At 72.1% G+C, this 15,170-nt stretch carries 9 protein-coding genes; all 9 read left to right on the top strand.

Going from position 1 to position 15,170, the window contains the following annotated elements:
* Positions 1–95: 95 nt before the first annotated feature.
* The gene (locus ACIQAC_RS06620) at positions 96–752 is read left to right on the top strand and encodes a ThuA domain-containing protein (protein WP_402187663.1); all 657 of its coding nucleotides are present in this window, start codon (positions 96–98) and stop codon (positions 750–752) included.
* Positions 737–1,831: a Gfo/Idh/MocA family protein gene (locus ACIQAC_RS06615; protein WP_402187661.1), complete on the top strand. Its 1,095-nt coding sequence runs from the start codon at positions 737–739 to the stop codon at positions 1,829–1,831. Before ACIQAC_RS06620 ends, ACIQAC_RS06615 begins: the two co-directional genes overlap by 16 nt.
* Before the next feature lie 155 nt (positions 1,832–1,986).
* Entirely contained in the window at positions 1,987–5,007 is a 3,021-nt protein-coding gene (locus ACIQAC_RS06610; protein WP_402187660.1) for an alpha-mannosidase, read from the top strand.
* A 180-nt stretch (positions 5,008–5,187) separates the two neighbouring features.
* Positions 5,188–6,189: a hydroxyacid dehydrogenase gene (locus ACIQAC_RS06605; RefSeq protein ID WP_402187659.1), complete on the top strand. Its 1,002-nt coding sequence runs from the start codon at positions 5,188–5,190 to the stop codon at positions 6,187–6,189.
* Positions 6,190–6,428: 239 nt separating this feature from the next.
* On the top strand, positions 6,429–7,406 hold the full coding sequence (locus ACIQAC_RS06600) for an ABC transporter permease (protein ID WP_402187657.1): 978 nt from the start codon (positions 6,429–6,431) through the stop codon (positions 7,404–7,406).
* On the top strand, positions 7,403–8,347 hold the full coding sequence (locus ACIQAC_RS06595) for a carbohydrate ABC transporter permease (RefSeq protein ID WP_402187655.1): 945 nt from the start codon (positions 7,403–7,405) through the stop codon (positions 8,345–8,347). The genes ACIQAC_RS06600 and ACIQAC_RS06595 overlap by 4 nt, the downstream gene beginning before the upstream one ends.
* 2 nt (positions 8,348–8,349) lie before the next feature.
* Positions 8,350–9,981, top strand: a complete 1,632-nt coding sequence (locus ACIQAC_RS06590) for an extracellular solute-binding protein (RefSeq protein ID WP_402187653.1) — start codon at positions 8,350–8,352, stop codon at positions 9,979–9,981.
* Positions 9,978–11,960, top strand: coding sequence for a DUF2264 domain-containing protein (locus ACIQAC_RS06585; RefSeq protein WP_402187651.1), 1,983 nt, complete (start codon positions 9,978–9,980; stop codon positions 11,958–11,960). The genes ACIQAC_RS06590 and ACIQAC_RS06585 overlap by 4 nt, the downstream gene beginning before the upstream one ends.
* A complete protein-coding gene (locus tag ACIQAC_RS06580) occupies positions 11,953–15,051 on the top strand; it encodes an alpha-mannosidase (protein ID WP_402187649.1) in 3,099 nt (1,032 codons plus the stop codon). The genes ACIQAC_RS06585 and ACIQAC_RS06580 overlap by 8 nt, the downstream gene beginning before the upstream one ends.
* The last annotated feature ends 119 nt before the right edge of the window (positions 15,052–15,170 follow it).

The raw sequence follows: 15,170 nt of genomic DNA, 5'->3' as shown, positions 1-15,170 counted from the left end.
GCGCTCACCCCTGCCGGCACGGTGCGTCGGCCGACACCCTTCAATCCCGACCGCCGTGCCCTCCCGCGCGGCGCCGAGGGGAGTGTGCAATCACCTTGACCACCGACACCCGACGGGCGCTGGTCGTCCGCGGCGGCTGGGACGGGCACCAACCCGTGCAGATCAGCGACGCGTTCCTCCCGTTCCTCAAGGAGCAGGGGTTCGTCGTGGAGACCTCCGAGGACCTCGCGGTGTACGAGGACGCGGAGCGCCTGGCGGCCACCGACCTGATCGTGCAGTGCTGGACGATGGGGACCGTCACCCGGGACCAGAGCGCCAACCTGGCCGCCGCCGTACGCGGCGGCACCGGACTCGCCGGCTGGCACGGCGGCATCGTCGACAGCTTCCACGACCACACCTACCACCTGCTGACCGGCGGCAAGTTCGTGATGCACCCCCCGGGCTTCCACGACCACACCGTACGGCTGCTGCCCGAACAGGCAGACCACCCGGTGATCGCCGGTCTCCACGACTTCGACGTGCACACCGAGCAGTACTGGGTGCTCACCGACCCGCACATCGACGTACTGGCCACCACCACCTTCCCGCCCGACGAACTCCGCGACCGGCCCGCGGTGCTGCCCGCCGTCTGGACCAGGACCTGGGGTGCGGGACGGGTGTTCGTCTCGACCATCGGGCACAAGCCCGACGACTTCGACGTGCCGGAGGTCCGGACGCTGACCGAGAGGGGACTGCTGTGGGCGAGCCGCTGAGGATCGGCATGGTGGGCGCGGGCAAGATCAGCGCCGCCTATCTCTCGACGCTGGACGGCCTCAAGTCCCTGCGGCTGACCGCCGTCACCGACCTCGACCGGGGCCGCGCGGAGAGCGTCGCCGAACAGGCCGGGGGAGCGGTCGCCGTGGCCGCGTCGGTCGCCGAACTGGTGGCCAGGGACGACGTCGACGCCGTACTCAACCTCACCATTCCGGCCGCGCACGCCGAGGTCGCCCTGGCCGCGCTCGCGGCGGGCAAGCACGTCTACGGCGAGAAGCCGCTCGCGGCGACCCGCGCCGAGGCGGACGCCGTACTGACGGCCGCGGCCGGACTGCGGGTCGGCTGCGCCCCCGACACCGTGCTCGGCACCGGCGTCCAGACGGCCCGTAAGGCGGTCGACGACGGGCTGCTCGGCCGGCCGGTCTCCGCGACGGCCTTCATGACCGGGGCGGGCCACGAGAAGTGGCACCCGGACCCGGAGTTCTACTACCGGCCCGGCGGCGGCCCGCTGCTCGACATGGGCCCCTACTATCTGTCCGCCCTCGTCCATCTGCTGGGCCCCGTGGTCCGGGTGCTCGGCGCCTCGTCACGACCGCGCGCCGAGCGCACCATCGGCAGCGGGCCCCGCGCCGGGCACAGCTTCCCGGTGGAGGTGGACACCCACATCACCGGCGTCCTGGAACACGCGGGCGGCGCCCTGTCGACGCTGATCATGAGCTTCGACGTACGGGCCGCGCGGCTGCCGCGCATCGAGGTGCACGGCACCGACGCCTCGCTGTCCGTGCCCGACCCCAACAACTTCGACGGTGCCGTCGAGATCCACCGCGGCGAGGGCTGGGAGACCGTGCCGGTGTCCGCCGGCTACCAGGACGCGGGGCGGGGCGTCGGACTCGCCGATCTCGCCGGGGCGCTGTCGGCCGGGCGCCCGCACCGCGCGTCCGCCGAACTCGCCGCCCACGTCCTGGACATCATGCTCACCCTCATGGACGCGGCGGACCAGGGCGTGGCCCTCCCCGTGACCAGTACCTGCGAGCGCCCGGCCCCCGTGACCGGCGCCGACGCCGACGCCGTGCTCTGACCGGCCGAACGACCGGCTGACCGCCAGAACGACCGGCTGACCGGCCCGCCGGCCCATCAACCGCCCGCCCCGTCCCACCGCCCCGCCCCGCCCCACCGTCCCGCCGCCGTCCCACCGCCCGCGCGCACCCGCGCAGCACACAGGAGACAGACTGCATGCACGACGACCGGAACCTGGTCGAAGCGCGCCTGGACCGCGTCCTCAGGGAACGCCTCCGGCCCGCCGTCCACCCCGTCACCGCACCCCTGACCGTGGAGATCTGGTCCACCACCGGCGAACCCGTCCCCGTCGCCGAGGGGCTGGCGGCACCCACCCGCCCCATCGCCGCCGGCACCCCGTGGGGCAGCCCCTGGGGGACCAGCTGGTTCAAGGTCACCGGCACCGTCCCCGCCGAGTGGGCGGGCCGTACGGTCGAGGCCGTCCTCGACCTCGGCTTCACCCCGCGCACCCCCGGCTTCCAGTGCGAGGGCCTCGTCTACCGGCCCGACGGAACACCGGTCAAGGGGCTGCATCCGCGCAACTCCTACGTCCGGGTCGGCGCGCCCGTCGCCGGCGGCGAACAGGTCGAGTGGCGTGTCGAGGCCGCCTCCAACCCCGACATCGACGCGAGCGGTGTGCCGTTCCAGCCGACGCGCATGGGCGACAAGGAGACCGCGGGCGACGCACCCCAGTACGTGCTCGGGGAGCTGCGCCTCGCCGTCTTCGACGAGACGGTCTGGAACCTCGTCATGGACCTCGAGGTCCTCGGCGAGCTGATGGCGGAACTGCCCGTCGACGGGGCCCGCCGCTGGGAGATCCTGCGCGCGGTCGGCCGCGCCCTGGACGCCGTCGACCTCCAGGACGTCAACGGCACCGCACAGGCGGCCCGCGACGCACTCGCCGACGTGCTCGCCACGCCCGCCGCCCCGGCCGCCCACCGGATCAGCGCGGTCGGGCACGCGCACATCGACTCGGCGTGGCTGTGGCCGCTGCGCGAGACGGTCCGCAAGGTGGCCCGCACGACGTCGAACATGACGGCCCTCCTGGAGGAGGAGCCCGACTTCGTGTTCGCCATGTCGCAGGCCCAGCAGTTCGCCTGGATCAAGGAGCACCGGCCCGAGGTGTACGCCCGGGTCAAGAAGGCCGTCGCGGACGGGCGGTTCGTGCCGACGGGTGGCATGTGGGTCGAGTCGGACACCAACATGCCCGGCTCCGAGGCGATGGCCCGGCAGTTCGTGCACGGGAAGCGGTTCTTCCTCGAGGAGTTCGGGATCGAGAACGACGAGGCGTGGCTGCCCGACACCTTCGGCTTCGCCGCCGGCCTCCCGCAGATCATCAAGGCGGCGGGCTCGCACCGGCTCCTCACCCAGAAGATCTCCTGGAGCAGGACCAACAGCTTCCCCCACCACACCTTCCAGTGGGAGGGCATCGACGGCACCCGGATCTTCACCCACTTCCCGCCCGTCGACTCCTACAACTGCGAGATGACGGGCAGTCAACTCGCGCACGCGGCGCGCAACTTCAAGGAGAAGGGCGTCGCCCGCCACTCCCTCGCACCCACCGGCTACGGCGACGGAGGCGGCGGCACCACCCGCGAGATGGTCGCCAAGGCCGCCCGGATGCGCAGCCTGGAGGGCGCCCCGGCGGTCGCCTGGGAGGCGCCCGCCGACTTCTTCGCCAAGGCCGAGGCCGAGTACCCCGATCCGCCCGTCTGGGTCGGCGAGCTGTACCTCGAGCTGCACCGCGCCACCCTCACCAGCCAGGCGCAGACCAAACGCGGCAACCGGCACAGCGAGCACCTCCTCGGCGAGGCCGAGCTGTGGGCCGCGACGGCCGCCGTGCGGACCGGATTCCCTTATCCCTACGAGGAGTTGGACCGGATCTGGAAGACGGTGTTGCTGCACCAGTTCCACGACATCCTGCCCGGTTCGTCCATCGCCTGGGTGCACCGTGAGGCGCGGGAGACGTATGCGCGCCTGGCCGGTGAGCTGAACGCGATCATCGACGCCGCCCAGCGTGCCCTGGCGGGGGAGGGGACCCGGGAACTGGTCTTCAACCCGGCGCCGCACACCCGCCGCGGCGTCCCGGCCGGCGCCGCCTCCGCCGCCCCGACGGAGGGCGAGTCCGTGGTCCCCGTCCCGCGCGACGGCGGCGGATACGTGCTGGACAACGGCATGCTCCGGGTCGAGATAGACGGGCGCGGTCTGGTCGTCTCGGCCTACGACCGGGCGGCGGACCGCGAGACGATCGCACCGGGACAGGCGGCGAACCTGCTCCAGCTGCACCCCGACTTCCCCAACCAGTGGGACGCCTGGGACGTCGACGCCTTCTACCGCAACGTCGGCAGCGACCTCACCGACGTGACCGCGCTGACCGTCGAGGGCGACGCGGTCCGTGTCGAGCGGGCGTTCGGCGACTCCCGGGTCACCCAGCTCCTCGCGGTCCCCGCGGACGCCAAGCGGCTCGACATCGACACCGAGGTCGACTGGCACGAGACCGAGCGCTTCCTCAAGCTCGCGTTCCCGCTGGACGTGAAGGCCGACCGGTACGCCTCCGAGACCCAGTTCGGCCACGCCTACCGGCCCACCCACCAGAACACCAGCTGGGAGTGGGCCAAGTTCGAGGCCTGCAACCACCGCTTCGTCCACGTCGACGAACCGGGCTGGGGGGTCGCCGTCGTCAACGACGCCACGTACGGCCACGACGTCACCCGCGCGGTCCGCACCGGCGCCGACGGCGGTACGACGACGACCGTACGGGCGTCACTGCTGCGCGCGCCCCGCTACCCGGACCCCGAGACCGACCAGGGCGTCCACCGCTTCCGGCACGCGCTGGTGCCGGGCGCGACAATCGCCGACGCGGTCCGCGAGGGCTACCGGGCCAACCTGCCCGAACGCCGGATCACCGGCGCCACCGACGCCGTCCCGGCACTGGTCACCGTGGACAACGACGCCGTCGTGGTGAGCGCGGTCAAACTCGCCGACGACCGCAGCGGCGACCTGATCGTACGGCTGTACGAGGCGGCCGGCGGCCGGGCCCGCACCACACTCTCCGTCGACGGCGCCACCGGAGCGGTCCCGACGGACCTCCTGGAGCGCCCCCTCACCGACGCCGAGCGGCCCGCCACGGTCGAGGGCGGCGTCGTCCTCGACCTCCGCCCGTTCCAGATGGTGACCCTGCGGATGCCGCGCACCTGAGCGGGCGACGGAGGCGCGGGTGGGCGCACCCCGCCGCCCCGCCCCACCGACGGCGGACCCGGCACACCCGGGATCGGCCCGCCGTCGGTGGGGCACCGGGCCCCGGCTCTCGGGCGGGGCCCGGGTGGCCCGCCCCTCAGGCATGTACAACGGACGAAAACCTGAAAGGGGCCCCACCCCATGCCCGCCCTATCCGAGCTGCCCGTCGCGGCCTACGTCATCGATCCCGCCGTGGCCGAGCACGTGCTCCCCGCGGAGGCGCGCGAACGGCTCTCCACCCTCGTACGGCTCGTCCCGGGTCCGGCGGCCTCCGGCGGGGCGTTCCCCGAGGAGTTCGCCGACGCGGAGATCCTGATCAGCGGCTGGGGCTGCCCCCGGCTCACGGACGAGGTCCTGGCCGGCGCACCCCGGCTGCGAGCCGTGGCGCATGCCGCCGGCAGCGTGAAGTCGCTGGTGAGCGACGCGGTGTGGGAGCGCGGCATCGTCGTGTCGTCCGCGGCCGACGCCAACGCGGGCCCCGTCGTGGCCTACACCCTCGCCCTCATCACCCTCGCCGCCCGCCGCACCCTCGCCATGGCCGCCCGCTACGGCGACGGCTGGCCGGGCTTCCACGACCGTTCCGGCGCCGACGGCGCCACCGTCGGCATCATCGGCGCCTCCCGCATCGGACGCGGCGTGCTGGCCGCACTCGGCCGCTCCGACGCAGGCCACCGCCTGCTGCTGAGCGACCCGTACGTGACCGACGAGGAGGCACGCCTGCTGGGTGCCGAACGTGTCGAGCTGGCCGAACTGTGCCGGCGCTCGGCCGTGGTGAGCGTCCACGCCCCGCTGCTCCCCGAGACCACCGGCCTGCTCGACGCCAAGACGCTCGCGCTCATCCCGGACGGAGGGGTGCTCGTCAACACGGCCCGGGGCGCCCTCGTCGACACGGAGGCCCTGACGCGCGAGTGTGCCTCCGGCCGGCTCGAGGCCTACCTCGACGTGACCGAACCCGAGCCCCTGCCGTCCGGCCACCCCCTGCTGTCGCTGCCCAACGTCCTTGTCACACCGCACATCGCGGGCGCCCAGGGTGCCGAGGTGGCGCGCCTCGGCCGCTACGCCGTCGCGGAGGTCGAGCGCTGGCTGGCGGGCGAACCGCTCCTCGGCGAGGTCACCCGCGAGGCACTCACCCGCCTGGCCTGACGGACGTGCCGGCGCCACCGCCGACGGCCCCAACACCCCCCGTTGTCTCGCCCCCAACCCCCCGCTCCCGCAAGCGCTTACCGGCCGATTCACCAGGTCCCGGCCAGTCGACTGAGCCATTGCCGGAATTTACCTGTCTGAAGCATTGACGTTAACCCATCGATTGGATTTACATACTCGTGCCGGTTCCGGGAGGTGGCCGGATCTCGCCCGTCTTGCGAAGAAAGGGCTTTCTCTCCATGACAACTCTTCAGGAACCGGCCGCCGGTACGGCCGAGAAGGGCGGGCCGCCGGGCAAGGGCCGGCTGCGGTCACTGCGCCCACGCCACCGCCGCGACACGGCCCTGTTCTGGTTCGTGGTCCCGGGCCTCGTGGCGGTGCTGCTGTTCCACTACGTCCCGCTGCTCGGGAACGTCATCGCGTTCCAGGACTACCAGCCGTACATCGGCATCATGCACAGCCCGTGGAGCGGGCTCGCCAACTTCGACGTCATCTTCAACGGCGACCAGCTGTTCCTCCGCGCTCTGGTGAACACCCTCGAACTCACCCTGATCCAGGTCGTGTTCGTCTTCCCGGTGCCGATCGTGCTGGCGCTCGCGCTCAACAGCCTGGTCAGCGAGCGCGTCAAGAAGTGGGTGCAGAACGTCCTGTACCTGCCGCACTTCCTGTCCTGGGTGGTCATCGTCGCCCTGTTCCAGCAGATGCTCGGCAACACCGGCATGGTCAACCTGTTCCTCCAGTCCCACGACATGGGCACCTGGAACATCATCGGCAACCCGGACTTCTTCAAGACGCTGCTCACCTCCCAGGTGATCTGGAAGGACGCCGGCTGGGGCACCATCCTCTTCCTGGCCGCCCTCTCCCGCGTCGACCGCGACCTCTACGAGGCCTCCGCGATGGACGGCGCCAGCCGCTGGAAGCAGACCTGGCACGTCACCCTGCCCGCGCTGCGCGGCCTGGTGATCCTGCTGCTCATCCTCCGCCTCGGCGACGCCCTGTCCGTCGGCTTCGAACAGATCCTGCTCCAGCAGACCGCCGTCGGCCTGGACAGCAGCGAGGTCCTGGACACCTACGTCTTCAACAACGGCATCGTCGGCGGGCAGTGGGGCGTGGCGGCCGCCGTCGGTCTGGTCAAGGGCGTGGTCGGCGTCCTGCTTGTGCTGGGTGCCAACAAGGTGGCCCACCTGTTCGGCGAGGAAGGTGTCTACCGGTCATGACAACGCTGTCACCCACCCGTCCCGCACATCGCGTCAAACCCCGCAGGTCCTACAGCGCCGTCCCCGGCGAGAGCCCCGGCTCCCCGCCGTGGCGCGCCCTGAAGTCACTGCTCCTGCTGGTGTGCGTACTCCTGGTCGTGCTGCCCTTCGTGGCCATCGTCTCGACCTCGCTCGCCGACGCGGCCCAGGTCACCCGGGCCGGCGGCTTCGTGATGTGGCCCGACAACCCGAGCTTCGACGCGTACACCGCGCTGCTCTCCGGCGGCCTGGTCTCCAAGGCCATGACGGTGAGCGTGGGCGTCACCGTCGTCGGTACCGCCCTGAGCCTCGCCAGTTCCATCATGCTGGCGTACGGGCTGAGCCGCCCCGGCTCCTTCGGGCACAAGCCGGTGCTGATGCTGCTGCTGATGTCCATGCTGTTCGTGCCGGGCGTCATCCCCACCTACCTCACGGTCAAGCAGCTCGGCCTCATCAACAGCTACTGGTCGCTGATCCTGCCCACGATGATCAACGCGTTCAACGTCATCGTGCTGCGCTCGTTCTTCATGAACCTGCCGCGTGAACTGATCGACGCCGCCCGGATCGACGGCGCCTCGGAGTGGTCGATCCTCACCCGGATCGTGATCCCGCTCTCCAAGGCCTCCATCGGCGTCATCGGCCTCTTCTACGCCGTCACGTACTGGAACGCCTTCTTCAACGCGCTGATGTTCATGAACGACGCCTCCAAGTGGCCCGTCCAGCTCGTGCTGCGCACCTACGTCATCAACAACGCCACGATCAGCGGCGGCCAGCTCGACGTCGCCGCCGGAGCCCCCGTGCCGCCCACCCAGTCCCTCCAGGCGGCCATCCTCGTGCTGTCGATCGTGCCCATCGTGATCGTCTACCCCTTCGTCCAGCGCCACATGAACAAGGGCGTCATGATCGGGGCGGTGAAGGGATAACCATGAAGCCATCATTGAGCCGCCGCGGCTTCCTCGCCACGACCGCCGGACTCGGCGCCGGTCTCGCCCTCACCGGCTGCGGCGACTTCAAGCCACGGCCCGCCAACCTGGCCAACGCCAACGCGAAACTGCCCACGTACATCCAGTACCAGGGCGTACCGACCTCGATGCCCGCCACCGCCGACGGTGTCCCGGCCGGCTACCGGCACTTCCCGGCCGAGCCCGCCAAGGCGTTCCCGGACGGCCCGCCCGCCAAGGGCCCGGACATCACCATCATGAACCTGATCTTCAACCCGGTGCCGCCGCCGGTCGGCCAGAACACCATGTGGCGGGCGCTCAACAAGTACGTCGGGTGCGACCTCAACTTCCAGATCACACCGGTCAACGACTACCCGCAGAAGTTCGCGGTCACCCTCGCCGGCGGCGACCTGCCCGACGCGATGCTGATGCTGCCCGCCGACCAGAACAGCGCCGCCACCCCGGACATGCTCGACATCCTCTTCGAGGACCTCTCCCCGCACCTGTCCGGCGACAACGTCCGGGACTACCCCTACCTCGCCAACATCCCCACCGAGTCCTGGCTCCCCTGCGTGCGCAACGGCGGGATCTACGCGATCCCCATGCCGCGTCCGATCTCCGGCAGCCCCGTCTACACCCGGCTCGACCTGTTCGAGAAGAAGGGCCTTGACCCGAACCCGAGAACCTGGCGGGAGTTCGTCCAGGTCTGCAAGGACCTCACCGACGCCAAGGCCCACCAGTACGCCCTCGGTGACCCCGTCACCGTCTGGGAGTCCGCGATGAAGGCGCAGGGCGCGCCCAACTGGTGGCGGGAGGAGAACGGCAGGTTCACCCACTACTACGAGACCGAGGAGTGCAAGCGGGCCCTCGACGCCGTCCACCAGCTCCAGAGCGCGGGCGTCCTGCACCCGGACGCCTTCGCCGTCAAGGGCAAGGCCAAGGAGTGGTTCGGCACCGGCCAGATCGCCATGAACCTCGACGCGCCCGGCGCGTGGAACGACTACTACACCACCTACGGGCCCGTCTCCGAGGGCCTGGACATCGGCTACATGCTGCCGCCCGACTGGGACGCGAGCACCCGCGGCGGCCAGTGGCAGGGCCGCGCCAACTACGCGACGCTCATCATCAAGAAGGCCCCCAAGGCCCGCGTCCAGCAGATCCTGCGCGCGCTCAACGCCCTCGCCGCCCCCTTCGGCACCGACAGCTATCTGCTGCGCAAGTACGGTGTGCGCGGCGCCGACCACACCCTCGAGGGACCGGACCCGATCCTCACGCCGAAGGGCACGGCCGAGGTCACCCTGCCGACGATCTTCGCCACGGACTCGCCGTTCACGCTGTACTACCCGCAGAAGCCGGAGATCGTGCCCACCCAGTACGCCTTCCAGAAGGAGGTCGTCAAGGTGCTGATCCCGAACCCCGCAGAGCCGCTGTACTCGGCGACCGACGCCAAGATGTCCAAGCTGTTCGGCGCCCAGCTCGACAGCCTGCGCATGGGCATCATGCAGGGCCGCGACCGGCTCGGCGAGTGGGACGACGCGATGCGCGACTGGCGCCGGAAGGCGGGCGACAAGATGCGCGCCGAGTACGAACAGGCATGGGAGATCCGCAACTCATGAACCGTACGCCCGCACAGGACCGCGCCGGCTGGGAGCGGATCGCGGACCGGATGCTGCTCGCCGTCCGGCCGTACGCCACCGACGACCACGCCCTGATCCACCTCCCGGGCGTGCCCAGCCACAACGGCAGACACAGCGACGGACTCGAAGGCTTCGCCCGTACGTTCCTGCTGGCCGGGTTCCGGCTGGCGGGAGCCGGCGGGCAGGACCCGCACGACCTCGCCGGCTGGTACGCGGCGGGGCTGGCCGCGGGCACCGACCCGGACAACCCCGGGCGCTGGCCCACGTTCGCCGAGCGCAACCAGGCCAAGGTGGAGGCCGCGTCCGTCGCGCTCGCGCTGCACGAGACCCGGCCCTGGATCTGGGACCGGCTCGACGACACGGTCCGGCGGCACGTCCTGGAGTGGCTGGCGCCGATGGTCGGGGACCCGATGCCGGGCAACAACTGGATCTGGTTCCAGGGCGTCACGGAGGCCTTCGCCCGCACGGCCGGCGGCGAGTGGAGCCAGCAGGACCTGGACCGGATCGTCGCGCTCACCGACGGCTGGTACGCGGGCGACGGCTGGTACTCCGACGGCCTCACCGGCGCCGCGCACCGCAACTTCGACCACTACAACGGCTGGGCCATGCACCTGTACCCGCTGTGGTTCTGCCGCATCCTGGGCGACGCCGCGCCCGCCGGGCTGCTCGACCGCTACCGGGCCCGCCTGCACCGGTTCCTGGAGGACCAGCGCCACCTCGTCGGCGCCAACGGATCGCCGCTCGTCCAGGGCCGCTCCCTCACCTACCGGCATGCCGCGCTCGCCCCGGTGTGGACCGGCGCCCTGTTCGACGCCACCCCCCTCGCGCCCGGCGAGACCCGCGCGCTCGCCGGCCGGATGCTCGACCACTTCACCGAGCACGGGGCCACCGACGCCGAGGGACTGCTCACCCTCGGCTGGCACCGGCCCTTCCGCGGCATCCTCCAGGGCTACTCGGGACCCGCCTCGCCGTACTGGGCGAGCAAGGGCTTCATCGGTCTCGTACTGCCCCCGGACCACCCGGTGTGGACCGAGCCGGCCACTCAACTGGCCGTGGAACAGGGCGACTTCAGCCGCTCCCTGACCGCGCCGGGCTGGCTGGTGTCCGGCACCGCCGCCGACGGTGTGGTCCGGGTCGTCAACCACGGCGGCGACCACGCCGACCCGGCCCGCCCGCACGCCGACGACCCCGGCTACGCGCGCTTCGCCTACTCCACGCACACCGCCCCCGAGACACCGGGCGACCCCACCGTCCCCGGCGGCAGCGCGGACGCCGACCCGCTCGACAACGCGGTCGTGCTGCTCGACGCCACGGGCCGGGCCTCCCACCGCCGCCCCGCGACCACCCTCGCCATCGGTACCACCACGGCCGTCTCCCGCAGCCGCGCCCACTGGCTGAAGGACGCCACCTGGGACGTCTTCGGCGGCCCGATCGCCCCGTACACCCTCGGCCCCTGGATCACCGTGGGATCCGCGCTGCGCGGCTCCGTCGAGGTCAGGGCCGTACGCGTGGACCCCGCCGGCACCGAGCGGGACGGACATGTCCTGCGGGTCGGCGGCTGGGCGCTGGCGGTCGACCCGGACACCGCTCCCGAGCCCGGCCGGCAGGACGGCGGCACCGCCCGGATCGCCGGCGCCGAAGGGCTGGTCTCGACGGTCACCGGAGTCCGGGGACTGGCCACGGCCTCCGTGGTCACCCGCACCGACAGCAACGCCCTCGGCGCCGTGTCCGCCACCCCCGTCCTGGAGACCGAAGGGCCCGTCGCCCACGGCACCCTCCATATCGCCCTCGTCCACCTCGGCTCCACCGACCCCGCGGCCCTCCCGCGGGTCACGGCCCGCGCCGACGGCACCACCCTGCTCGCCGACGTCACCTGGCCGGACGGCGAACGCGACACCGTCCGGCTGCCCGCGCCCGACGCCGCGTACGACCCCTGGAAGGACCAGCACCGTGCATGACGACCGCCGGATCACCGAGGCCCGGATCCGCAAGCTGCTGGACCGGGTGGTGCGACCCGCGCTCTACAGTGCCGTGCGCCCCCTCGACCTGAGCGCCTGGTTCGTCGACGGCGAACCGGTGCCCGTGGCCGACGCGCTGGCCGCCGACTACGAACCCTTCACCCTCGGCGCCACCTGGGGCCGCCCCTGGGCGACGACCTGGCTGCGCGCCGCCGCCGACATCCCCGAGGAGTGGGCGGGCCGCCGCGTCGAGGCCCTCTTCGACCTGGACTTCGACCTGACCAAGGGCCCCGGCGGCCAGGCGGAGGGCCTCGTCCACAACGCCCAGGGAGCACCCCTCCAGGGCCTGCACCCCTACAACCGCACCGTGCTCCTCGCCGAGTCCGCCACCGGCGGCGACCGCGTCGACCTGCTGGTCGAGCTGGCCGCCAACCCGCCGATCGTCGCGAGCGCGGGCCGCGGCATCGAGTACGGCTCCCCGGACACCGCGGGCGACACCCACCTCTACCGGCTCCGGCAGGCCGAGATCGCCGTGCGCGAGGACGCCGTATGGCATCTGATCCATGACGTCGAGGTGCTCGACGAGCTGATGCACGAGCTGCCGCTCGGCTCCTCCCGGCGCCACGAGATCCTGCACGCCCTGCGCCGCGCCGCCGACGCCGTCGACCCCGCCGACGTGGCGGGCACGGCGGCCGGGGCCCGCGACCGGCTGGCCGACGTGCTGTCCCGGCCCGCGCACGCCTCCGCGCACACGATCGCCGCGGTCGGCCACGCGCACATCGACTCGGCCTGGCTGTGGCCGGTCCGGGAGACCGTGCGCAAGTGCGCCCGCACCTTCACCAACATGACCGCCCTCGCGCAGGAGTACCCCGAGCTGGTCTTCGCCTGCTCCTCGGCGCAGCAGTACGCGTGGATGAAGGAACAGCGGCCGGAGATCTTCGCCCGGATGAAGAAGGCCGCAGCCGACGGCAACTGGGCGCCGGTCGGCGGTATGTGGGTCGAGGCCGACGGAAACCTCCCCGGCGGCGAGGCCCTCGCCCGCCAACTCGTCCACGGACGCCGCTTCTTCGCCGAGGAGTTCGGCGTCGAGCAGCACGGCGTCTGGCTCCCCGACTCCTTCGGATACACCGCCGCCTACCCCCAACTCGCCAAGCTGGCCGGGGCGAAGTGGTTCCTCACCCAGAAGCTCTCCTGGAACGAGACCAACCGGCTGCCCCACCACACCTTCGCCTGGGAGGGCATCGACGGATCCCGGATCTTCACCCACTTCCCGCCCGTCGACAGTTATGTCGCCTCCCTCACGGCGGCCGAACTCGCCCACGCCGAGCACAACTTCGCCGACAAGGGCGTGGCGACCCGCTCCCTCGCCCCCTTCGGCTACGGCGACGGCGGTGGCGGCCCCACCCGCACCATGCTGGAGAAGGCCCGCCGGCTGCGCGACCTGGAGGGCTCGCCCAGGGTCGTCATCGAGCAGCCCGACGAGTTCTTCGCGACGGCCCGCGCCGAGCTCGATCAACTGCCCGTGTGGCGGGGCGAGTTGTACCTGGAGAACCATCGCGGCACCTACACCAGCCAGGCCCGCACCAAACGCGGCAACCGGCGCAGCGAGGCCCTGCTGCGCGAGGCCGAACTGTGGGCCGCGACCGCCGCCGTGCACGCCGAGGCGCCCTACCCGTACGAGCGCCTTGAGGCGGCCTGGCGGCGGGTGCTGCTCAACCAGTTCCACGACATCCTGCCGGGCTCGTCCATCGCCTGGGTGCACCAGCAGGCCGAGCGGGAGTACGCCGAGATCCACACCGAACTCGAGGCGGTGATCGCCGAGTCCACCGCCCGGCTCCCGGGCCCGCCCGCGCTGCTCAACGCCGGGCCCTACGCCCGCCGCGAGGTCGCTGTCGTCCCCGAGGCGCCCGGCGGCCAGCGACTGTCGGACGGACGTACCGCCGTCCTCGTCGAGGCCGGCGCCCTCGCCTCCGGCACCACCGTCGCGGCGGACCGGGGTGCGGTCGCCGCCACCGCCCGGGACGGCGGATTCGTCCTCGACAACGGCGTGCTGACCGTCGTGGTGGACCGGCGCGGACTGCTCACCTCGGTCCACGACCGTGCGACGAGGCGCGAGGCGATCGCGCCCGGCGCCGCCGGCAACCTCCTCCAGCTGCACCCCGACGACCCGAACCTGTGGTCGGCCTGGAACCTCGACCCCTACTACCGCGACACCGTGCACGACCTCGACGAGGCCGAGTCGGTGACCCTCGTGGAGGAGGGACCGCTGCTGGCCGTGGTGCGGGTCGAACGCACCCACGGCTCCTCCCGGTTCGTGCAGTACGTCGAACTCGCCGCCGAGAGCCGGCAGGTGACCGTCCGCAACGACATCGACTGGCAGGAGCGCGACACCGTACTGAAGGCGGCGTGGCCGCTCGACGTGCACGCGGAACAGGAGAGCGCCGAGATCCAGTTCGGTCATGTGCGGCGGCCAACGCACGAGAACACCAGCTGGGACGCGGCCCGCTTCGAGCTGTGGGCACACCGCTGGGTGCACGTCGGCGAGCGCCGCTGGGGTGCGGCCCTGGTCACCGACTCCACCTACGGGCACGACGTCCGCCGCGACACCCGGGAGGACGGAGGCACCACCACCACACTCCGGCTCTCGCTGCTGCGGGCCCCGCACAGCCCCGATCCGCAGGCCGACCGCGGCCGGCACACCTTCGCCTACGCGCTGCTGCCCGGGGCCGGCGTCGAGGAGGCCGTCGCCGGCGGTTACGCGCTGAACCTTCCGCTGCGGCCCGCCGCCGCGCAGGCCCCCGCGCTGGTCGCACTCGACACCACCGACGTCGTCGTGGAGTCGGTGAAACTCGCCGACGACCGCTCCGGCGATGTCGTGGTGCGGCTGTACGAGGCGTGCGGGGGAGCGGTCGGGGCGCGCCTGACGGCCGGGTTCCCGCTCGCCGCCGCCTTCGACTGCGACCTCCTGGAGCAGCCGGAGCAGGAGCTGACGCCCGCGTCCGGTGAGCCGGCCGTCGACCTCGGTCTCAGGCCCTTCCAGATCCGTACGCTGCGACTGCGCCCGGCGGGCGCGGCGCCCCGGACCCCCTGAAGCGGAGGCCCACTGTCCGATACGTGCAAGATCGGTCCAGGGGTACACAGTTGTGTCATAGGATTCTACAAATTGGACGCGCCGGAGCGGTGGCCCCCCGGGGCCGCCGTCCGGGGCCG

This window comes from Streptomyces sp. NPDC088387, assembly GCF_044753385.1.
In the GTDB taxonomy this organism is placed as follows: Bacteria; Actinomycetota; Actinomycetes; order Streptomycetales; family Streptomycetaceae; genus Streptomyces.
This window is presented reverse-complemented; position numbering and strand designations above follow the sequence as displayed.